General features: G+C 60.2%; 19 protein-coding genes. 4 read left to right on the top strand and 15 right to left on the bottom strand.

Features of this window, described 5'->3' with window-relative positions; translation table 11 throughout:
• Positions 1-85: 85 nt before the first annotated feature.
• The 3 genes from guaB to V3W27_RS22845 form a co-directional block, all read right to left on the bottom strand.
• Positions 86-1,555, bottom strand: coding sequence for an IMP dehydrogenase (guaB, locus tag V3W27_RS22855; RefSeq protein WP_027612123.1), 1,470 nt, complete (start codon positions 1,553-1,555; stop codon positions 86-88).
• 218 nt (positions 1,556-1,773) lie between these two features.
• Positions 1,774-2,322, bottom strand: a complete 549-nt coding sequence (locus V3W27_RS22850; RefSeq protein ID WP_330207618.1) for a sugar ABC transporter ATPase — start codon at positions 2,320-2,322, stop codon at positions 1,774-1,776.
• Between the two features lie 173 nt (positions 2,323-2,495).
• Positions 2,496-3,269: a sulfite exporter TauE/SafE family protein gene (locus tag V3W27_RS22845; RefSeq protein ID WP_223008014.1), complete on the bottom strand. Its 774-nt coding sequence runs from the start codon at positions 3,267-3,269 to the stop codon at positions 2,496-2,498.
• A gap of 100 nt (positions 3,270-3,369) precedes the next feature.
• On the opposite strand from V3W27_RS22845, the gene V3W27_RS22840 reads away from it, so the two are divergent.
• From V3W27_RS22840 to leuA, 4 genes are all read left to right on the top strand, one after another.
• Complete coding sequence (locus V3W27_RS22840; RefSeq protein WP_330207617.1) at positions 3,370-4,299, top strand: LysR family transcriptional regulator; 930 nt, start codon at positions 3,370-3,372, stop codon at positions 4,297-4,299.
• 99 nt (positions 4,300-4,398) lie between these two features.
• Positions 4,399-5,778 carry an exodeoxyribonuclease VII large subunit gene (xseA, locus tag V3W27_RS22835; RefSeq protein ID WP_330207616.1) on the top strand — a complete coding sequence of 460 codons (1,380 nt, stop codon included), beginning with the start codon at positions 4,399-4,401 and terminating at the stop codon, positions 5,776-5,778.
• Positions 5,779-5,781: 3 nt separating this feature from the next.
• The gene (locus V3W27_RS22830) at positions 5,782-6,606 is read left to right on the top strand and encodes a peptidoglycan DD-metalloendopeptidase family protein (protein ID WP_247268054.1); all 825 of its coding nucleotides are present in this window, start codon (positions 5,782-5,784) and stop codon (positions 6,604-6,606) included.
• 464 nt (positions 6,607-7,070) lie between these two features.
• Positions 7,071-8,750 carry a 2-isopropylmalate synthase gene (gene leuA / locus V3W27_RS22825; protein ID WP_330207615.1) on the top strand — a complete coding sequence of 560 codons (1,680 nt, stop codon included), beginning with the start codon at positions 7,071-7,073 and terminating at the stop codon, positions 8,748-8,750.
• Positions 8,751-8,904: 154 nt separating this feature from the next.
• Here leuA and V3W27_RS22820 read toward each other — a convergent pair whose 3' ends face one another.
• The 12 genes from V3W27_RS22820 to iscX all read right to left on the bottom strand — a co-directional run bounded on the left by V3W27_RS22820 (position 8,905) and on the right by iscX (position 20,720).
• Positions 8,905-9,696 (bottom strand): amidohydrolase, encoded by a 792-nt coding sequence (locus V3W27_RS22820; protein ID WP_330207614.1) that lies wholly within the window; start codon positions 9,694-9,696, stop codon positions 8,905-8,907.
• Entirely contained in the window at positions 9,684-10,832 is a 1,149-nt protein-coding gene (locus tag V3W27_RS22815) for a pyridoxal phosphate-dependent aminotransferase (RefSeq protein WP_330207613.1), read from the bottom strand. Before V3W27_RS22815 ends, V3W27_RS22820 begins: the two co-directional genes overlap by 13 nt.
• A 237-nt stretch (positions 10,833-11,069) precedes the next feature.
• Positions 11,070-12,542: a ribosome biogenesis GTPase Der gene (gene der, locus V3W27_RS22810; RefSeq protein ID WP_041071834.1), complete on the bottom strand. Its 1,473-nt coding sequence runs from the start codon at positions 12,540-12,542 to the stop codon at positions 11,070-11,072.
• Between the two features lie 212 nt (positions 12,543-12,754).
• Positions 12,755-13,906, bottom strand: a complete 1,152-nt coding sequence (gene bamB / locus V3W27_RS22805; protein WP_095136893.1) for an outer membrane protein assembly factor BamB — start codon at positions 13,904-13,906, stop codon at positions 12,755-12,757.
• Positions 13,899-14,540 carry a YfgM family protein gene (locus V3W27_RS22800; protein ID WP_330207612.1) on the bottom strand — a complete coding sequence of 214 codons (642 nt, stop codon included), beginning with the start codon at positions 14,538-14,540 and terminating at the stop codon, positions 13,899-13,901. Before V3W27_RS22800 ends, bamB begins: the two co-directional genes overlap by 8 nt.
• Positions 14,541-14,581: 41 nt before the next feature.
• Positions 14,582-15,871, bottom strand: a complete 1,290-nt coding sequence (hisS, locus tag V3W27_RS22795) for a histidine--tRNA ligase (protein WP_027612134.1) — start codon at positions 15,869-15,871, stop codon at positions 14,582-14,584.
• A gap of 36 nt (positions 15,872-15,907) precedes the next feature.
• A complete protein-coding gene (gene ispG, locus V3W27_RS22790; RefSeq protein ID WP_007964434.1) occupies positions 15,908-17,017 on the bottom strand; it encodes a flavodoxin-dependent (E)-4-hydroxy-3-methylbut-2-enyl-diphosphate synthase in 1,110 nt (369 codons plus the stop codon).
• 3 nt (positions 17,018-17,020) lie between these two features.
• Entirely contained in the window at positions 17,021-18,058 is a 1,038-nt protein-coding gene (locus V3W27_RS22785; protein WP_330207611.1) for a RodZ family helix-turn-helix domain-containing protein, read from the bottom strand.
• Positions 18,058-18,816, bottom strand: a complete 759-nt coding sequence (gene pilW, locus V3W27_RS22780; RefSeq protein ID WP_007964430.1) for a type IV pilus biogenesis/stability protein PilW — start codon at positions 18,814-18,816, stop codon at positions 18,058-18,060. The genes V3W27_RS22785 and pilW overlap by 1 nt, the downstream gene beginning before the upstream one ends.
• Before the next feature lie 12 nt (positions 18,817-18,828).
• Entirely contained in the window at positions 18,829-19,977 is a 1,149-nt protein-coding gene (gene rlmN, locus V3W27_RS22775) for a 23S rRNA (adenine(2503)-C(2))-methyltransferase RlmN (protein ID WP_003227893.1), read from the bottom strand.
• Positions 19,978-20,005: 28 nt separating this feature from the next.
• A complete protein-coding gene (gene ndk, locus V3W27_RS22770; RefSeq protein WP_330207610.1) occupies positions 20,006-20,431 on the bottom strand; it encodes a nucleoside-diphosphate kinase in 426 nt (141 codons plus the stop codon).
• An 88-nt stretch (positions 20,432-20,519) separates the two neighbouring features.
• Complete coding sequence (gene iscX, locus V3W27_RS22765) at positions 20,520-20,720, bottom strand: Fe-S cluster assembly protein IscX (protein ID WP_047599296.1); 201 nt, start codon at positions 20,718-20,720, stop codon at positions 20,520-20,522.
• Between the last annotated feature and the right edge of the window lie 7 nt (positions 20,721-20,727).

Here is a 20,727-nt window from a genome sequence, read left to right as displayed (position 1 = left end):
TAAGTAATTCAGAAACAGTCGTGATTCAGAAACAACTCGGGGCTGAATAAAACAGCCCCGGTTGCTTAACGATTTGCTTGAAGCATCAACCTACGCGGTAGTTTGGCGCTTCTTTGGTGATCTGCACGTCGTGAACGTGGGATTCGGCCATACCGGCACCGGTGATCCGCACGAACTCAGGCTTGGTGCGCATTTCTTCGATGTTGGCGCTGCCGGTGTAACCCATCGAGGAACGCAGACCGCCCATCAACTGGTGGATGATCGCCGTCAGGGTGCCTTTGTACGGCACACGGCCTTCGATCCCTTCCGGAACGAGCTTCTCGGCGCCTGCCGAGGAGTCCTGGAAGTAACGGTCGGAAGAACCTTGCGCCTGAGACATGGCGCCCAGCGAACCCATGCCGCGATAAGCCTTGTACGAACGGCCCTGGAACAGTTCGATCTCGCCCGGGGCTTCTTCAGTACCGGCGAACATCGAACCCATCATCACGCAGGACGCACCGGCCACGATGGCCTTGGACAGGTCACCGGAGAACCGGATGCCGCCGTCGGCGATCAACGGCACGCCAGTGCCTTCAAGGGCAGCGGCGACGTTGGCGATGGCACTGATTTGCGGCACGCCGACACCGGCGACAATACGGGTGGTGCAGATCGAGCCAGGGCCGATACCGACCTTGACCGCATCGGCACCCGCTTCGGCCAGGGCCTTGGCGGCTGCGCCGGTGGCGATATTGCCGCCGATCACCTGCACTTCAGGGAAATTCTCTTTGACCCAGCGAACGCGGTCGATCACGCCCTTGGAGTGACCGTGTGCGGTGTCGACCACCACCACGTCCACACCGGCGTTGACCAGCGCGGCAACGCGGTCACCGGTGTCTTTACCGGTACCGACGGCAGCGCCAACGCGCAGACGACCTTGATCGTCCTTGCTGGCCAGCGGGTAGGCTTTGGCTTTTTCGATGTCTTTGACGGTCATCATGCCTTTGAGGGCAAACTTGTCGTCGACGATCAGGACTTTTTCCAGGCGGTGCTTGTGCAGCAACTCGCGGACTTCGTTCTTGTCGGCGCCTTCACGCACGGTGACCAGACGCTCTTTAGGCGTCATCACTTCACGTACGGTGGCTTCCAGACGGGTTTCGAAGCGGACGTCACGGGAGGTGACGATGCCGACCAGGTCGCCATCGTGCAGCACCGGAACGCCGGAAATGTTATGCATGCGGGTCAGTTCGAACAGGTCACGCACCGTGGCATCAGCCTCGATGGTGATCGGATCTTTCACGACGCCGGCTTCGAACTTCTTGACCTTACGCACTTCGGCAGCTTGCTGCTCGATGGTCATGTTCTTGTGGATGATACCGATACCACCTTCCTGAGCCATGGCAATTGCCAGACGGGCTTCAGTAACGGTGTCCATGGCGGCAGAAACCAGAGGAATATTCAGCTCGATGCCACGGGTAAGGCGGGTCTTGAGACTGACTTCGTTAGGAAGCACCTCGGAATAACCGGGCACTAGGAGAATGTCGTCGAATGTCAGAGCTTCTTGGCTGATACGCAGCATCGCGGGGGCTCCCGAGCGGGAAAATGGAAGCGCGCCATTATAGTCAGACACCCCCTGCTGTTCAATGTAAAACTCAGCTTTATATCAATGTTGCTGATATACGGAGACCCCTGCTTTTTGTAGGAGCTGCCGAAGGCTGCGATCTTTTGCTCTGGATTCTCGAAAACAAAAGCAAAAGATCGCAGCCTTCGGCAGCTCCTACAGGGACAAATTCAGGTTCAGAGTTCGACTTTTACCCAGCTGACAGGCTGGTCGAGCCAGTCGGCGAATTCGTCGATAAAGCTCTGCTTGAAGCCTGCTTCCAGCCAGTTGTTGAAGATGAAGCCGAGGTTGGAAAACGCACATTCCTGCAAGTACAGAAAGCCGTTGATATCGTCTTCATGCCCGCATTCCGGGCAGGTGAAGTTGTCGGTGCGGCCTGGAAACCAGTCTTCCAGGCTTTCGAACAGCGCTTCGCCAACTTCGCGGCGGCACTCGGCGCACCCGGCTTCTTCGAGAAAGCCCTTGGCCGGTGTGTAGATGCAGCGCTTGACGATGATCTCCAGTCCATTGACCGGCTCACCGAAGGGCAGCGCCTCGGGGTGCAGCACCACCGCACGCGCGCCGTCGGCAATCGCATGGGCCATGCGATTGCCGGTGCGGCCGCAAGTGGTCAGCTGTTCTTCGATGATGTTCTTGCGCACCAGCCAGCGCACGATCGCCCGCGCCCGGGGTTCGTGGACCGGCAGGGTGGAGATTTTCGGGACGATGATGCTTTGCGAATTCATGGTGCAAGCCTGCTGCAAATACCGAGATTTACCCCTGTAGGAGTGAGCCTGCTCGCGATAGCGGTGGGTCAGACACATCAAGATCAACTGATACACCGCTATCGCGAGCAGGCTCACTCCTACAAAGGAATTGCGGCCGGCAGCTTAATCCCTGACGAAATCCGGTCAAGTGCTCACGCCATACTAATAATGTAGCGTCCGATCAACGCAATCCCGCTCGCCAGCACCAGCCAGGTCACCAATCGCACAAACGCCTCGCGCGACAACCTCATGGTCAAACGCCGCCCGATCCACAGGCCCAGCACCATGGCCGGCAACAGACACAGCGCCAACATCAACAAGGGTAGCTCGGCATACACCCCGGCGATGGCGAACAGACTCAAACGCACCACCGTGCTACAACTGATCAGCGCACTTTGCGTAGCCCGCGCCGCGTCCTTGGGCAGGCGGCTGTTGAGATAGATCGCATATAGAAAGCCGCCACTGCCAAACAGCGCGCCAAACAGCCCGCCTACCGTGCCCATCGGTAGCGCCCATGCGGCAGACAACTGCGTCGGCCGGGTTTTCACCCACAGGCTGTAAACCGCATAAGTGCTGATGAATAACCCCATCAACAGCAGCAACAGGTCGGATTTGAGGTTGAGCAGGAAAATCACCCCCAACGTGCACCCCACCGCCATGCACGGCAGCAGCCGCAACAACTCGGGCTTGGCCACATCCCGGCGCGAGGGCAGCAGATTGCCGAACGCCGCGACGAAATCCAGCAGCACCAGCAGCGGCACGATTTTCGACAACGGCATGAACAGAATCAGAATCGGCCCCGCGACCAGTGCGGTACCGAACCCGGCAATCCCGAACACGATATAGGCCAGTGCGATTCCCAGTCCGATCACCACCCAGCCGCCCGCGCCCCACGTCCACTCGCTCAACAACCCCGCCACGCTCATCGGTCCGCTTCCTTTATAAGCCTGTGATGACTTTAGCCAGCGCCAAGCCTTGCGACTAATATGATCAAAGTCGCTCACTCATCTCGAAAAGGCATATCTGGTGCTTTCAACCCGTCAATTGCGCTACTTCGTGGAAATCGCCGAATGCGGCAGTTTCAGCGCCGCGGCTGAACGCCTGTTCATCGCGCAGTCGGCGCTGAGCCGGCAGATCAAGGACATGGAAGCGCGCCTGCAAACCTCGCTGTTCGAACGCACCGCACGCCAGCCCCGGCTCACGGCGGCGGGTGAGGCGTTTCTGCCGCGGGCCAGAAACCTGCTCAATGAACTGAGCAAAGCCAGCGCGATGGCCACTGAGGTCGGCAATGGCCAGCTGGGCACGTTGCGCCTGAGTCATTCCAGCACCGTGTCGATCAGCGGGCATTTATTAAGTCGGATCAGCACTTATCTCGATCAGCAGCAGGGCGTGTCGCTGGACATCGGCAAGTCGTCCTCCGAGGCGCAGCTTGAGGAACTCGCGGAAGGACGCCTGGACATTGGCCTGTTGCGCCTGCCGGTGCTGCGTCAGCGTGAAGGTATTCAGGTGGTGCCATTGTTCACCGAGCGCCTGCTGTTGGCGGTGCCGAGCGATCATCGCCTGGCCGATTCAGCCGCTGTCGAATTGGCGCAACTGAAGGACGAGCTGTTTATCTCGATCCCGCATCCGCAGCGTGGCGGGCTCAGCTATTTGTGTGCCGACCTGTGTATGCGTCAGGGCTTTTTTCCCAAAGCGGCGCGGGTGATGTCGCGCAAAACTACACAGTTGCAGTTGATCCAGGCTGGATTCGGCATCGCCCTGCTGCCCGAATCAATGCAGGACATCGCCCCCGGCGGTGTACGATTTCTGCCGCTGAGCGATCCCGATTGCCAAAGCACCGTGGCCCTCGCCTATCGCCAGAACCCCACGTCACTGGTGCAACACTTCATCAATATGTTCACAAAACCCTGTGGGAGCGGGCTTGCTCGCGAAAGCGGCGTGTCAGTCGAAACTTGATTTGCCTGCCACACCGCTTTCGCGAGCAAGCCCGCTCCCACAATTGGTTTTGTGTTGGGTCATGGTGATCGACAGGCAAATGCCCTTAAACTGCGCCCCATGATTAAAGATCCCTTTGCAAGACTTGGCCTGGACCGTGAAGTCCTGACCGTCAGCCAGCTCAACGGCCGCGCGCGGGTGTTGCTCGAAGACGTGTTCAGCAACATCTGGGTCGAAGGCGAAATCTCCAACCTCGCGCGCCCGGCGTCCGGTCACGTGTATTTCACCCTCAAGGACAGAGGTGCGCAGGTGCGTTGCGCGCTGTTCCGCAATAATGCGGCGCGGGTGCGTCAGGCGCTGAAGGACGGTCTGGCCGTGAAGGTACGCGGCAAGGTCTCGCTGTTCGAAGGACGTGGCGACTACCAACTGATTCTCGACACCGTGGAGCCGGCCGGTGACGGCGCGCTACGCCTGGCCTTCGATGCACTGAAGGAAAAGCTCAGCGCCGAAGGTCTGTTCAGTGCCGAACGCAAAGTGCCGTTGCCGGCGCATCCGCAACGCATCGGCATCATCAGCTCGCCGACCGGCGCGGTGATTCGCGACATCATCAGCGTGTTCCGCCGGCGGGCGCCGCAGGTGCAACTGACGCTGATCCCGACTGCGGTGCAGGGCCGTGAAGCCACGGCGCAAATCGTCCGCGCGCTGAAAATGGCCGACGCCCGTGGTTTCGACGCGCTGATCCTCGCCCGTGGCGGTGGTTCGCTGGAAGACCTCTGGTGCTTCAACGAAGAAGCCGTGGCCCGCGCGGTCGATGCCTGCGTGACGCCGATTGTCAGCGCCGTCGGGCATGAAACCGACGTGTCGATCAGTGATTTCGTGGCTGACGTGCGCGCACCAACGCCCTCTGCTGCCGCTGAGCTGTTGGCCCCGGATTCGAGCCACCTGATCCGTCAGGTCGAAAGCCTGCACCGGCGTCTGGTGATGCGCATGCGCGACCGGCTGATGCGCGATCGTCTGCGCCTGGAAGGCATGGCCCGCCGTCTGCGCCACCCCGGCGAACGCCTGCGCCAGCAAGCGCAACGCCTGGATGACCTGGACATGCGCATGCGCCGGGCGTTCGAACGCCAACTGAATACCCGCCGCGAGCGCCTGATCCGCCTGGAAACCCGCCTCGCCGGGCAACATCCGGGACGCCAATTGGCGATGCTCCGTCAGCGCCTCGACAGCCTCGCCGAACGCCTGCCGCGAGCCATGCGCGAAGGTCTGAAAAGCCGTCGCCTGCAACTGCACAGCCAGATGCAGACGCTGCATGTGGTCAGTCCGCTGGCGACCCTCGGCAGGGGTTACAGCATTCTGCTCGATGAGCGCGGGCACGCCATTCGCAACGCCGCGCAGACCCACACCGGCCAACGCCTGAAAGCCAAGCTGGGCGAAGGCGAACTGCAAGTGCGCGTCGAGGACAACCACCTGACGCCTGTCACCCTTTCTTTACTGGACTGATCCATGCCGCGTTTTTTTGCTCCGTTATTGTTGCTGTGCCTGACCTCCTTCAACGCCCACGCCGACAGCTACATCACCCGTTTGCTGAACAAACCGGTGCCGGGCGGCGTCGCGGTGGTCGATCTGGGCAGCGCCGCGCAGGCACCAAAAGCCACCTATCAGGGCAAACCGGTGCTGGTGGTGAAAGAACAGAACAACTGGCTGGCGATTGTCGGTGTGCCGCTGACGGTCAAACCCGGCAGCCAGCAGATCAGCAGCGGTGAGCGCAATCTGCCGTTCACGGTTGGCAACAAGAAATACCCGGAACAGCACATCACCCTGAAGAACACTCAACAGGTCAACCCGAACCCGGCCAACCTCAAGCGCATCGAGGGTGAACTGGCCGAGCAGATCAAGGCCTACCGCAGCTTCAGTCCGAACACCCCGAGCAACCTGCTGCTGGACAAACCGGTCAACGGACCATTGTCGAGCAAGTTCGGTGTGCGCCGTTTCTTCAATGGCGAAGAGCGCAACCCCCATGCCGGCCTCGACTTTGCAGTGCCCGCCGGCACGCCGATCAAGACCCCGGCGGCGGGCAAAGTGATTCTGACCGGCAACTACTTCTTCAACGGCAACACGGTGTTTGTCGATCACGGACAGGGCTTTATCAGCATGTTCTGCCACATGTCGAAAATCGACGTGAAGGTCGGCGATCAACTGGCCCGTGGCGCGGTGGTGGGCAAGGTCGGCTCGACCGGCCGGGCGACCGGGCCGCACATGCACTGGAACATCAGCTTGAACGATGCGCGGGTGGATCCGGCGATTTTCATTGGTGCGTTCCAACCGTAATTCCTGATTGAGGCTACCGGCCCCTTCGGGAGCAAGCCCCCTCCCACACTGGATTTGTGTGGTGAACACGATCAACTGTGGGAGCGGGCTTGCTCGCGAAGGCGGCCCATCCCACAGCGTAAACCCTGCTGACACCCCACCAGTTTCAATTGCGCCCCAATCAAGCCCCGCGCAAACATCAACACGATCATTCGCCTGAAGCACAATAAAATCGCGCTAATCCCCGCTTTTCGAGTATTCCTCTCAATTTTTTTCGACTGCTTGCCATCCTCTCCCCTCGCGGTTAGGGTTGAAGGCATGAAAACCTCTCACACCCTTATTCAGCTTCGCCAGCACCGCAGTCTGTGCCTCGTCAGCGCACGACTGCCGGGCTGAATCGCTGCGCCTCGTCCCAAGCGTTTTCCCGAACATTCGTTCCACCGGCAGGCCGCCTCTTTTCGGCCCAGACAATAAGGAATTTCCCGATGAGCATGCTCAAAGACCCGTCTTCGAAATACCGCGCGTTCCCCGTCATCAATCTGCCGGATCGCACCTGGCCGTCGAAAACCATCGACGCCGCGCCGATCTGGTGCAGCTCCGACCTGCGGGACGGCAACCAGTCGCTGATCGAGCCGATGGACGCGGTGAAGAAGCTGCGCTTCTGGAAAACCCTCGTTCAGGTGGGTGTGAAGGAAATCGAAGCCTCGTTCCCGGCCGCTTCGCAAACCGACTTCGACTTCGTGCGTACCCTGATCGAAGAAGGCCACATCCCGGACGACACCACCATTCAGGTGCTGACCCAAGGCCGTGAAGACTTGATCGAGCGCACCTTCGAATCCCTGCGCGGGGCGAAGAAAGCCATCGTCCACCTGTACAACGCCACCTCGCCGTCTTTCCGTCGCATCGTCTTCAACCAGGACAAGGACGGCATCAAGGCCATCGCAGTGAACGCCGCCAAGCTGTTCGTCAAATACGCGGCGTTGCAGCCGGACACCGAGTGGACTTTCGAATACTCCCCGGAAACCTTCAGCGCCACCGAGCTGGAGTTTGCCAAGGAAGTCTGTGACGCGGTGATCGAGGTCTGGAATCCGACGCCTGAGCACAAGATGATCCTCAACCTGCCGGCCACCGTCGAATGCGCAACGCCGAACGTCTACGCCGACCAGATCGAATGGTTCGGCCGCAACATCAACCGTCGTGACAGCGTGATCATCAGCCTGCACACCCACAACGACCGTGGCACCGGCGTCGCCGCTACCGAGCTGGGCCTGATGGCCGGCGCGGATCGCGTCGAAGGCTGCCTGTTCGGCAACGGCGAGCGTACCGGTAACGTTGACCTCGTCACTGTGGCACTGAACATGTACACCCAGGGCGTCGACCCTGAGCTGGATTTCTCCGACATCGACGGCGTGCGCAAAGTCGTCGAAGAGTGCAACCAGATCCAGGTGCACCCGCGTCACCCGTACGTCGGCGACCTGGTCCACACCGCATTCTCCGGCTCGCACCAGGACGCAATCCGCAAGGGCTTCGCCCAGCAGAAACCGGACACCCTGTGGGAAGTCCCGTACTTGCCGATCGACCCGGCCGACATTGGCCGCAGCTACGAGGCGGTGATTCGTGTGAACAGCCAGTCGGGCAAGGGCGGTATCGCCTACTTGCTGGAGCAGGAATACGGCATCAGCCTGCCGCGTCGCATGCAGATCGAGTTCAGCCAGGTCGTGCAGCGGGAAACCGATCGCCTCGGCCTGGAAATGACCGCCAAGCAGATCCACTCGTTGTTGATCAGCGAATACCTGCAAGCCAACACCCCGTACGCGCTGGTCAGCCATCGCCTGCAGGAAGAAAACGGTAACAGCGCCGTCGAAGTGGAAGTGGCAAGCAAGGGTCAGGGCGAAACCAACCTGCACTGGCGCGGCAAGGGCAACGGTGCGCTGGAAGCCCTGGTGGCCGGCCTGCCGATTCCGGTGGAGATCATGGACTACAACGAACACGCGATCGGCGCGGGCACCAACGCCAAGGCAGCGGCCTACATCGAGCTGCGAGTGAACGGTGAGCGTGCGGTGCATGGCGTGGGTATCGATGAAAACATCACTACCGCCAGCTTCAAGGCGCTGTTCAGTGCGCTGAATCGTTCGTTGAGCCAGCCTGAGGCGAAAGCGGCTTAAGCCTTCGCTGACATGCAAAAGGCCCCGGAATGTAAGTTCCGGGGCCTTTTTTATGCCTGCTGGTTTTGTGTTGCCTGATCTGGCCTCTTCGCGAGCAAGCCCGCTCCCACAGGGTATTGCGCTCTACCTGTGGGAGCGGGCTTGCTCGCGAATATCAAGTGAGTTCGAAGGTATCCGCATCCAGATTGGCCGGAAAGCGCTCCCGATACGCCGCCAATGGCGCGGCCTCCAGCACAACCTTGAACACGCCGTCGGCCTCCCCCGCCGCCAGCAATGTCTCGCCCTGGAAATCCAGCACCTGACTGTCGCCGGTATAGGCAAAGCCCTTGCCGTCGGTGCCGATCCGGTTCACTGCCGCCACGTAGCACAGGTTTTCAATCGCCCGCGCCGGCAACAAGCGGTTCCAGTGCAGACGCCGCGCACCCGGCCAGTTGGCGGTGTACAGCAGCAGATCGGTGTCCTGCGCGTCGCGACTCCACACCGGGAAGCGCAAGTCGTAGCAAATCAGCGGCCGGATGCGCCAGCCCTTGAGTTCGAACTGCACTTGGCGCTCTCCGGGGGTGTAGTGGTTGTGCTCACCGGCCATGCGGAACAGGTGGCGCTTGTCGTAATGCCAGACTTCGCCGTCCGGGCGTGCCCACAGCAGGCGATTGCGATGGCTGCCGTCCACCGCCTGAATGATCACGCTGCCGGTGATCACCGCATTCAGTTTCGCGGCCTGCGCCTTCATCCACTTGCTGGTCGGGCCATGCTCGGCTTCGGCGAGGGTTTCCGACGCCATGGAGAAACCGGTGGTGAACATCTCCGGCAGGATGATCAGGTCGGCGCCTCTGGCCTGCTCCAGCAGCACCTCGAAGTGCTCGAGGTTGGCCTGACGGTCATGCCAGGCCAGACTGGTCTGGATCAGCGCCAGATGGAGATCGGGCAATGCACTCAGATCACGCATAGTTTTGCCGCTGCTTCGCGCAGCGTCTCCTCGCGTTTGGCGAAGCACAGGCGCACCAGGCGCTGGCCTTCGGGTGGATTCTGATAGAACACCGAAACTGGAATACTGGCGACGCCGTGTTCACGGGTCATCCAGATCGCCATGTCGACGTCGTTCAAGTCAGGGCGGATCCGCGAGTAGTCGACCAACTGGAAATACGTGCCGGTGACGCGGGTGAAGGTAAAGCGCGACGGCGCCAGCAAATCGCAGAACAGGTCGCGTTTGGCCTGATAGAAACCCGGCAGCTCTTCGACGTGTTCCGGGTGCTCGGCCATGTAATCGGCCAGGGCGTATTGCAGTGGCGTGACCCCGCAGAAACTGACGTACTGGTGCACTTTGCGCAGCTCGGCGGTCAGCGCCGGGGGCGCAACCACGTAACCGGTTTTCCAGCCGGTGACGTGGTAGGTCTTGCCGAACGAGCTGACCACGAAGGCGCGCTGATACAGCTCTTCGTGAGCCAACACGCTGACATGTGGCACACCGTCGAACACCAGGTGTTCGTACACCTCGTCGCTGATCAGATAGATGTCGCGACCACGGATCAACTCCGCCAGTTGATCCAGTTCGGCACGGCTGATCAGTGCACCGCTCGGGTTGTGCGGGGTGTTGATGACGATCATTTTCGTGCGCGGGCTGAGGGCCGCGGCGAGCTTGTCGAAATCGATGGAGAAATCGTGCGGGTTCAGCTGCACATGCACGCAGCGGCCGCCCGCCAACTGCGTCGCCGGGTCATAACTGTCGTAGCACGGGTCGAACACGATGACTTCGTCACCGCTGTGGATAACCGCCTGAATCGCACAGAAGATCGCCTGGGTCGCGCCCGGCGTCACGGTCACTTCGCTGTCGGCATCGACTTTCACGCCATAGCTGCGCGCGATCTTCGCCGCGATCTGCTCGCGCAGCGCCGGCAGGCCGGTCATCGGTGAATACTGGTTATGGCCGCTGGCGATATGCCGACCGACCGCGTCACGCAGGGACTGCGGGCCGTCGAAATCAGGAAAACCCTGGGACAGGTTGATCGCTGCGGTCTGCGCCGCGAGCTGAGACATCTGCGTGAAAATAGTGATGCCGACATTCGGCAGCTTACTGGTGATCATCGAGGGGTTCCCTGCTCTACACCCGGCTCTGACGGCGGCGCGGGAGAGCCCGAGAATAGCCCATCCGGCGCCCATAAAAAAAGGGCGCCCAACTGAGCACCCTTCTTTCATTTATACCGCAGCAACCTTGTGGCGAGGGGATTTATCCCCGATCGGCTGCGAAGCAGTCGCAAACCCTATGACAGGTATTTGGGGTCGCTTCGCAACCCGTCGGGGATAAATCCCCTCACCACAGGATCACTTCTTGTCGCGGCGCTTCTTGCTGGCTTTCTTGTTGTGCGACATCAAGCGACGCTTCTTGTTGACCTGGCGGTCGGTCAGCGTGTTCTTGTTGCCTTCGTACGGGTTCTCGCCACCTTTGAACTCGATGCGGATCGGCGTACCGACCAGCTTCAGCACACGGCGGTAAGTGTTCTCCAGATAGCGCACATACGACTTCGGCACTTTCTCGATCTGGTTACCGTGGATCACGATGATCGGCGGGTTCGCACCACCCAGGTGAGCGTAACGCAGCTTGATCCGGCGGCTGTTGACCATCGGCGGCTGGTGCTCGCTGACCGCGTCTTCGAGAATCTGCGTCAGGCGGCTGGTCGGCCAGCGGGTGACCGCGGACTTGAACGAGTTCTGCACCGAGGCGTAGAGGTTGCCCACGCCAGTACCGTGCAGCGCCGAGATGAAGTGAATGTCGGCGAAGTCGACGAAGAACAGCCGACGCTGCAGCTCGACCTTGACGAAGTCACGCTCGCTCGGGGTCATGCCGTCCCATTTGTTGATTGCGATCACCAGCGCACGGCCGGCTTCGAGGGCAAAGCCCAGCAGGTTGAGGTCGTGATCGACCACACCTTCGCGGGCGTCCATCACGAAGATCACCACGTTGGCGTCTTTGATCGCCTGCAGGGTTTTGACCACGGAGAATTTCTCGACTTCTTCGTGAATCTTGCCGCGCTTGCGCACACCGGCGGTGTCGATCAGCGTGTACTTCTCGTCGTTACGCTCGAACGGGATGTAGATACTGTCGCGGGTGGTGCCGGGCTGGTCGTAGACGATTACCCGGTCTTCACCGAGCATGCGGTTGACCAGGGTCGACTTGCCGACGTTCGGACGGCCGATGATGGCGATCTTGATCCCGTCTTTTTCGCTCGGGCCAGGAATGCGCTTGGCTTCCTCACCCTCGGCGACGATCTCTTCCTCTTCGCCTTCCTGCGGCTCGTCTTCGTCACGCGGGAAATCGCTCAGTGCCGCTTCCAGCAGTTGAGTGATACCACGGCCATGAGCACCGGCGATCGGGATCGCGTGGCCCATGCCCAGCGGGGCGAATTCAGCGCGGGCCATTTCCGGGTCGATGTTGTCGACCTTGTTGGCCACCACGTGGGAACGCTTGTTACGCTTGCGCAAGTGTTCGGCGATCATCTGGTCGGCGGCGGTGAAACCGGCCTTGGCATCTACCAGGAACAGCACAACATCCGCTTCTTCAATGGCCAGCAGCGACTGCTCGGCCATTTTTTCGTCCATACCGTGTTCGTCACCGGAGATACCGCCGGTGTCGATCAGAATGTAGGAACGCCCTTGCCACTTGGCCTCACCGTACTGGCGATCACGGGTCAGACCGGACAAGTCGCCGACGATGGCGTCGCGAGTCCTGGTCAGGCGGTTGAACAAGGTGGATTTGCCGACGTTCGGTCGGCCCACCAGGGCGATTACGGGAACCATGCGGCTCTCCACTTCGTTATTTCAGAAAATACAAAAGCCGCTGCGAGGCAGCGGCTGGTGCTCGGGGCAACACTGTGGGAGCGGGCTTGCTCGCGAAAAACCGTAGCAGCACCGCGTTTATTCAGGCTGTACGCGTCTTCGTTGACGCCCTTCGCGAGCAAGCCCGCTCCCACCAATGAAGCTGCCTGGGGGGTTAACCCCAAGCATAGTTGTTACTTGATGGTCAGGGCTTCCAGTTTGCCGCTGTTGCCATACACATAGATCGTGTTGCCCACCACCAGCGGACGGGCACGCAGGCCGTCACTGTCGATACGCTCACGACCCACAAAACGACCGTCCACCTGGCTCAACAGGTGCAGGTAACCTTCCATGTCACCAACGGCTACGTAGCTGGAGAACACTTCCGGCGCCGACAGCTGGCGACGAGCCAGCGAGTCGTTGCTCCACAGTGCAGTGGTCGAACGCTCGTCAACGCCTTCAACGGTGCCCGAAGACAGGCTCACGTATACGTTGCCGAAACCCTGGGCGACACCGGCATAGCTCGATGCATCGCGCTGCCACAATTGGCGACCGCTTTGCAGATCGAGTGCCGCAACGCGACCCTGGTAGCTGGCAACGTACAGCGTTTCGCCGGACAGCAGCAGACCGCCGTCGATGTCGACCACGCGCTCCAGTTCCGAACGACCGGTTGGAATCGCGACCCGTTGTTCCCAGACCGGCACGCCGTTGGAAATGTCCAGGGCGACCACTTTACCGGTCGACAGGCCAGCCACCGCGAGGCGGTTGGTCACGACGGGGGCGCTGGTGCCGCGCAGGGTCAGTACCGCAGGGGTGCTGTCGTAGGTCCAGCGACGGTCGCCGGTAGCAGCGTCCAGACCGATCAGACGATCGTCCTGAGTCTGTACCACTACGACGTCACCGTTGTTGGCCGGTGGCGCGAGGACTTCGCTGGAAACCCGGGCGCGCCACTTCTCTTCGCCGTTGATGGCGTCGAGGGCAACGATTTCACCCTTCAAGGTACCGATCGTGACCAGACCGTAACCTACGCCAACGGCACCGGAGACAGGCAGTTCAAGATCCTTTTTCCACTTCACGTCGCCATTGCTGCGATCCATGGCCATCAACACGCCGGTCACATCGGCCGCGTAGATGGTGTCACCATCGATCGCCGGCACCAGCATGTTGTAGGTTTCGCCCTGACCGTCACCGATCGAACGGCTCCACTGCTTTTGCAGAACCACTTCTTCTTTGAAGTCGGTCAGCTCGGCCGGTGGCAGTTCTTTTTTGCTGTTGCTGCTGCAACCCGCGGCCAGAATGGCCAGAGCCAGCAATGCTGCATGCTTCCAACGGATCACGTCACGCATCCCCTTTGGCCAGGTCGTCGAGCTTGATTTGAAGGCCACCGACTGCCGCTTCATCCGACAGTGCCGCCTTGGCTTTTTGATACGCGGTGTTCGCCTCGTCGGTACGACCCAACTGAACCAGCAGATCACCCTTGAGTTCTTCGCGAGTGGCCAGGAACGCCTTGTCGGCATCGCCGTCGAGCAGCTTCAGGGCTTCATCGGCTTTGTTCTGCGCACCCAGCACCTGCGCCAGACGCTGACGGGCGATTTCGCCCAGCGCCGGGTTGGCCGGTTTGGCAACGATGGCTTTGAGTTCAGTCGCAGCGTCGTCCAGCTTGCCGCTGTCGACCGCTACTTTGGCCACGAACAGGCTGCCGTACTGCGCGTACGCGGTGCCGCCGAATTCGCTGTTGAGCTTGCCGGCCAGATCCGCAACGCGGGCAGCGTCAGGCTTGCCGTCCGGGGTCAGCGTGGTTTCCAGCAGTTGCTGATAGAGCACCGAGGCGCCTTGCGACTGGTTGCTCTGATACTTGTGAAAAGCCTGCCAGCCGAACACGATGACCAGCGCCAACAGGCCGCCAGTGACCAGAGGTTTGCCGTTGCGTGTCCACAAGTCCTTCAAATCCGCCAACTGTTCGTCTTCGGTACTCGACACCCCAATACTCCTTAATCGCTAAATCGGCTGTTTAGACAGCTTCAACCCTGCACGACGCAGGTGGCCAGGTGAGCGGCAAGCGCATCCCAGGCAATGCTTTGTTGTTCGCCCTGGCCACGCAGGGGTTTGAAACCTACCACTTGCTGGGCCATTTCGTCGTCACCCAGAATCAGTGCGTACAGCGCACCGCTCTTGTCGGCTTTCTTGAACTGGCTTTTGAAGCTGCCGGCGCCGGCATTGACTTGCAGACGCAGGTTTGGAAGCTGGTCACGCACACGCTCGGCCAGGGCCAGACCGGCCAGTTCGGCCTCCTCGCCAAAGGCGCAGAGGTAAACGTCGACCTGACGGGAGATTTCTTCCGGGATCTGCTCCAGGGTTTCGAGCATCAACACCAGACGCTCGATGCCCATGGCGAAACCCACGCCTGTAGTCGGCTTGCCGCCCATCTGCTCGACCAGACCGTCGTAACGACCGCCCGCGCAGACAGTGCCCTGGGCGCCGAGCTTGTCGGTGACCCATTCGAATACGGTTTTGCTGTAGTAATCGAGGCCGCGCACCAGTTTCGGGTTGAGCACGTACGGGATGCCAACCGCGTCCAGACGCGCCTTCAGACCTTCGAAGTGCGCACGGGATTCGTCGTCCAGGTAGTCGGCCATCTTCGGCGCATCGACCAGTACGGCTTGAGTGTCGGCATTTTTGGTGTCGAGCACGCGCAGCGGGTTGGTTTTCAGGCGACGCTGGCTGTCTTCGTCGAGCTTGTCGTGGTGCGCCGAGAGGTACTCGACCAGCGCTTCACGATAGCGACCACGGGACTCGCTGGTGCCCAGGCTGTTGAGTTCGAGCTTGACCGCATCACGGATACCCAGCTCGCCCCACAGGCGCCAGGTCATGATGATCAGTTCGGCGTCGATGTCCGGACCGTCGAGGTTGAACACCTCCAGACCGATCTGGTGGAACTGGCGATAACGGCCTTTCTGCGGACGCTCGTGGCGGAACATCGGGCCGATGTACCAGAGTTTCTGCACCTGACCACCGCCGGTGATGCCGTGTTCGAGCACCGCACGCACACACGCCGCTGTGCCTTCCGGACGCAGGGTCAGAGAGTCGCCGTTGCGATCTTCGAAGGTGTACATCTCTTTTTCGACGATGTCGGTCACTTCACCGATCGAGCGTTTGAACAGCTCGGTGAATTCGACGATCGGCATGCGGATCTGCTTGTAACCGTAGTTATCCAGCAGACGCGCGACAGTGCCCTCGAAATAACGCCACAGCGGGGTCTGTTCGGGCAGGATGTCGTTCATGCCACGAATGGCTTGCAGAGACTTGCTCACTTTAAATCCTTAAATTCGTTCGGCTTTCAGTCAGGCTCAGCCGCGCGCGATGACCGCTGCGTCAGCTTCGACCTTCTCGGCCGCTTTCTCGCGGATCAGCTTTTCCAGCTCGTCCACCAGATTGTCATTCGTCAGTTTCTGCGACGGCTTGCCGTCGATGTAAATCAGGTTTGGCGTGCCGCCGGTCAAGCCGATATGGGCTTCCTTGGCTTCGCCGGGGCCGTTGACCACGCAACCGATCACCGCGACATCCAGCGGCACCAGCAGGTCTTCAAGGCGCCCTTCCAGCTCGTTCATGGTCTTGACCACATCGAAGTTCTGCCGCGAGCAGCTCGGGCAGGCGATGAAGTTGATGCCACGGGAACGCAGATGCAAAGACTTGAGAATGTCGTAACCGACCTTCACTTCCTCGACCGGATCGGCCGCCAGCGAGATGCGGATAGTATCGCCAATCCCCTCGGCGAGCAGCATACCTAGGCCCACGGCGGATTTCACTGTGCCCGAACGCAATCCACCGGCTTCGGTGATGCCCAGGTGCAGCGGCTGGACGATTTCTTTCGCCAGCAGACGGTAGGCTTCGACGGCCATGAACACGTCGGAGGCTTTCACGCTGACCTTGAAGTCCTGGAAATTCAGGCGTTCGAGGTGCTCGACGTGACGCAGCGCGGACTCGACCAGTGCAGCCGGGGTCGGTTCGCCGTATTTCTTCTGCAGGTCTTTTTCCAGCGAGCCGGCGTTGACGCCGATACGGATCGGAATCCCGCGGTCACGGGCGGCATCGACCACGGCACGCACCCGGTCTTCACGACCGATGTTGCCCGGGTTGATGCGCAGGCAGTCCACGCCCAGTTCGGCCACGCGCAAGGCGATCTTATAGTCGAAGTGGATGTCGGCAACCAGCGGCACCTTGACCAGTTGTTTGATCCTGCCGAACGCCTCGGCGGCGTCCATGTCCGGTACCGAAACGCGGACGATGTCGACGCCGGCGGCTTCCAGACGATTGATCTGGGCGACGGTGGCAGCCACATCATTGGTGTCGCTGTTGGTCATGCTCTGCACAGCGATGGGCGCATCACCGCCAACAGGTACGTTACCGACCCAGATCTTGCGCGAAACGCGACGTTTGATTGGAGATTCGCCGTGCATGACTTATTGACCCAACTTCAGGCGAGCAGTCTCGCCACTGGTGAACGGAGCGATATCGACCGGTTGGCCGTTGTAGCTGACCTGTGCGGCGCGAGCCACACCCAGACGCACCGCCAGTGGCGGCTTGCCGGAAACTGAAACGCTGTCGCCTTTATGTTTCAGACCGCTGAACAGCACTTTGCCGCGACCATCGGTGACCTGTGCCCAGCAATCGGCGGTGAACTGCAGTTGCACCTGGCCGTCGCCAGCCGCTGGGACAGCTGCTTCTGCGGTCGGCGCAGAGGTAGCCGCTACCACTGGTGCGGTGACCGTCGGCGCTGGTGTGGCCGGGGCATTCGGTGCCGGAGTCGCCGGAGCCGCCACAACCGGGGCCGGTATATGAACCGGTGCGGCTGGCGTGGTTGCAGCCGGGACGGCGGGTGCGGTGGCCGGAGCAACCGGCTCGGCACCGGTCGATTCAGCGGTGGTTTCCGATTGCGGCAGTGCCAGCGCGGTTGCGCCCTCGGCCTGACCTTCGGCAACGGCTTGGTCTTCCGGCTCGTCGATCGGGTGAATCTGTGTGGTGCCGTCGGCGCCTTCGACTTCAACGTGCTCCGGGGCCAGGCTGGTCACGTCCTTGCTGCGCTGCGAGGTCTGATCCTGCCACCAGACGAAACCGCCGCCGATGACCGCGACCAGCAACAGCAGGCTGACAATACGCAAAATAGTGTGTGAAACCCGCACCGGCTCTTCGATACGGCCCAGCGCATGCACATTGCTGCCTTGGGAGTCGGTACCGGTGGACTGGTCGAATTGCTGAACCAGAACGGTCTGGTCCATGCCAAGCAACTTGGCGTAAGCGCGAATGTAACCGCGAGCGAAGGTATGCCCTGGCAGCTTGTCGAAAGCGCCAGCTTCAAGATTGCTCAGGGAAGTCACGGTGAGGTTGAGCTTGAGGGCCACTTCGGCCAGCGACCAGCCATTGCTTTCGCGGGCCTGGCGCAAAGTCTCACCGGGATTAACGCGAGTCGCTGCTACAACTTCGGGATGCGCCGCTTTCATCATTGCTCCGACAGGTATTGCTGATATTCCGGCGTACCGGGATAGAGTCGTTTTAATTGCAGGCCATAACTGGCGGCCTTGTCGCGATCTTCAAACACTTTTGCCAGCCGAACGCCGAGCAATAGACTACGTGCATTTTGCTCGGTTAGCAGGCTGAAACGGTCGTAATAGTCACGCGCGGGCACATAATGCCTGTCTTCGAAGGACAACTCAGCCATTTCCAGCAAAGCGCGCGGTTGTTGACGGTTCAGCCGCAGGGCTTTTTCCAGTTGCTGCTGTGCCAGATCCCGCTGACCGAGTTTCGAGGCGGTCATGCCGAGGTTCTCGAAGACTCGCGAACGCTCAGGATACAGGGTATCGGCGGCTGCCTGCTCAAAACGCTCGTAGGCTTCCTTGTAACGCTGTTCTTCGTAGAGAAAACTGCCGTAGTTATTAAGGATTCGTGCATCGGTGGGACGCGAGGACAGGGCTTTGCGGAAATGTTCGTCGGCCAGCTTCGGCTCCATTTCGGCCTGGAACACCAGGCCGAGGGCAGCGTTGGCATCAGGATCGGAGCCGTCCAGTTCCAGCGCCTTCTTCAGCGGCACCTTGGCGCGCTCGGTCATCCCTTGCTGCAAGTATCCCAGCCCCAGCTGCACGTAGGCGGCACGCGCTTCGTCGCGGCCCTTGCTGGTCTTCATCGGGTTGTAGTCACCCGACAGGACACAACCAGCACACAGGCTGGCCATCAGCAACAGCAGCGCAAAGCGCAGGGACATAGAGATCCTCTCTTAGTTAGTGTTCGCGGCGTTCTGTGCCAGATCGCTGTCGGCGCTCAACTCGCGCACGGCGATGTAACGTTCACTGCGACGGGTGCGATCCAGCACCTGCCCTACCAATTGACCACATGCGGCGTCGATGTCTTCACCGCGGGTGGTGCGGACAGTGACGTTAAAGCCGGCCTGATGCAACTGATCCTGGAACCGACGAATGGCGTTGTTGCTCGGCCGCTCGTAACCGGAATGCGGGAACGGGTTGAACGGAATCAGGTTGATCTTGCACGGAATGTCTTTGAGCAGCTCGATCATTTCCACGGCGTGCTCAAGCTTGTCGTTGACGTCCTTGAGCAAGGTGTACTCGATGGTCAGCACGCGTTTCTCGCCCAGGGCGGACATGTAGCGCTGGCACGACTCGAGCAGCATCTTAAGCGGATATTTCTTGTTGATCGGCACCAATTGGTTACGCAATGCGTCATTCGGTGCGTGCAGGGACAACGCCAGGGAGACGTCGATGTGCTTGGCCAGCTCATCGATCATCGGCACCACGCCCGAAGTGGACAGGGTCACGCGGCGCTTGGAGATCCCGTAACCGAGGTCATCCATCATCAGATGCATGGCGGCCACGACGTTGTCGAAGTTCAGCAGCGGTTCGCCCATGCCCATCATCACCACGTTGGTGATGGCGCGGTCGATGGTGGCGGGAACACTGCCGAAGGATTTGTTGGCAATCCACACCTGACCGATGACTTCGGCGGCGGTGAGGTTGCTGTTGAAGCCTTGCTTGCCGGTGGAGCAGAAACTGCAGTCCAGGGCACAGCCTGCCTGGGACGAAACGCACAGCGTGCCGCGTTTGCCCTGAGGAATGTAGACGGTCTCGACACAGCTGCCGGACGCCACGCGCACCACCCACTTACGGGTGCCGTCGCTGGAAATGTCCTCGCTGACCACTTCGGGACCACGGACCTCAGCAATAGCCTTGAGCTTGTCGCGCAAGGCCTTGCTGACGTTCGTCATGGCGTCGAAATCATCGACGCCAAAGTGGTGAATCCATTTCATTACCTGACCGGCACGGAAACGCTTCTCCCCGATTGAGTCGAAGAATTTTTCCATTTCCGGCTGGGTCAGACCCAGCAGGTTTGTTTTAACAGTCGATGTAGTCATGGATTCACCTTCACTCTTAAAGCAATGCTTAGCGAGTGGTTACTTCAGTAACTGCGAAGAAGTACGAGATTTCGCGAGCAGCAGCGGCTTCGGAGTCCGAACCGTGAACGGCGTTGGCGTCGATCGACTCAGCGAAGTCAGCACGGATGGTGCCGGCAGCAGCTTCTTTAGGGTTGGTAGCGCCCATCAGCTCACGGTTGCGAGCGATAGCGTTTTCGCCTTCCAGAACCTGAACAACCACTGGACCGGAGATCATGAAAGCAACCAGTTCACCGAAGAAACCGCGCTCTTTGTGCTCAGCGTAGAAGCCTTCAGCTTCGGCTTTGGACAGCTGCTTCATTTTCGAAGCAACCACTTTCAGACCAGCCTTTTCGAAACGGGTAACGATTTCGCCGGCAGCGCCTTTTTTAACAGCGTCAGGCTTGATGATGGAGAAAGTACGTTGAACAGCCATGGTGTAACTCCAGAAACGGTAATTTGCGAAAAATTAAACCCGCGAATTATACGCGGGTTCTTGGGTATTGCCTAACCTGCGAGGACGATCAGTCCAATTCTTTGGCCCAGAGCGTCTGAACCGCTTCCAACACCTTCTCGCCAACCCGGCCAGAGGTATTGTCGAAATCAGGAAGCTCTTTGATCCATTGCTGCAAGTCGACGAAATTGACAGAGAACGGGTCTACACCCGGCTTGGCCTCGGCCAGCTCTTCTGCAATACGTTGAACATCATTCCAACCGTAGCTCATGACAGTC

It is taken from the genome of Pseudomonas sp. AM14(2022), from assembly GCF_036346455.1.
GTDB lineage: Bacteria > Pseudomonadota > Gammaproteobacteria > Pseudomonadales > Pseudomonadaceae > Aquipseudomonas > Aquipseudomonas putida_A.
Note: the sequence above shows the minus strand (reverse complement) of the source record. Positions and strands in the feature narration are given on the sequence as shown.

Excerpts from the sequence above, each read along its gene's own strand:
- der (WP_041071834.1), bottom strand. The coding sequence starts at position 12,542 with ATGGTTCCCGTAATCGCCCTGGTGGGCCGACCGAACGTCGGCAAATCC.
- V3W27_RS22850 (WP_330207618.1), bottom strand. The coding sequence starts at position 2,322 with ATGAATTCGCAAAGCATCATCGTCCCGAAAATCTCCACCCTGCCGGTC.
- V3W27_RS22785 (WP_330207611.1), bottom strand. The coding sequence starts at position 18,058 with ATGAAAGCGGCGCATCCCGAAGTTGTAGCAGCGACTCGCGTTAATCCC.
- guaB (WP_027612123.1), bottom strand. The coding sequence starts at position 1,555 with ATGCTGCGTATCAGCCAAGAAGCTCTGACATTCGACGACATTCTCCTA.
- ndk (WP_330207610.1), bottom strand. The coding sequence starts at position 20,431 with ATGGCTGTTCAACGTACTTTCTCCATCATCAAGCCTGACGCTGTTAAA.
- xseA (WP_330207616.1), top strand. The coding sequence starts at position 4,399 with ATGATTAAAGATCCCTTTGCAAGACTTGGCCTGGACCGTGAAGTCCTG.
- V3W27_RS22845 (WP_223008014.1), bottom strand. The coding sequence starts at position 3,269 with ATGAGCGTGGCGGGGTTGTTGAGCGAGTGGACGTGGGGCGCGGGCGGC.
- V3W27_RS22820 (WP_330207614.1), bottom strand. The coding sequence starts at position 9,696 with ATGCGTGATCTGAGTGCATTGCCCGATCTCCATCTGGCGCTGATCCAG.
- leuA (WP_330207615.1), top strand. The coding sequence starts at position 7,071 with ATGAGCATGCTCAAAGACCCGTCTTCGAAATACCGCGCGTTCCCCGTC.
- ispG (WP_007964434.1), bottom strand. The coding sequence starts at position 17,017 with ATGCACGGCGAATCTCCAATCAAACGTCGCGTTTCGCGCAAGATCTGG.
- pilW (WP_007964430.1), bottom strand. The coding sequence starts at position 18,816 with ATGTCCCTGCGCTTTGCGCTGCTGTTGCTGATGGCCAGCCTGTGTGCT.
- V3W27_RS22830 (WP_247268054.1), top strand. The coding sequence starts at position 5,782 with ATGCCGCGTTTTTTTGCTCCGTTATTGTTGCTGTGCCTGACCTCCTTC.
- iscX (WP_047599296.1), bottom strand. The coding sequence starts at position 20,720 with ATGAGCTACGGTTGGAATGATGTTCAACGTATTGCAGAAGAGCTGGCC.
- bamB (WP_095136893.1), bottom strand. The coding sequence starts at position 13,906 with ATGCGTGACGTGATCCGTTGGAAGCATGCAGCATTGCTGGCTCTGGCC.
- rlmN (WP_003227893.1), bottom strand. The coding sequence starts at position 19,977 with ATGACTACATCGACTGTTAAAACAAACCTGCTGGGTCTGACCCAGCCG.
- V3W27_RS22815 (WP_330207613.1), bottom strand. The coding sequence starts at position 10,832 with ATGATCACCAGTAAGCTGCCGAATGTCGGCATCACTATTTTCACGCAG.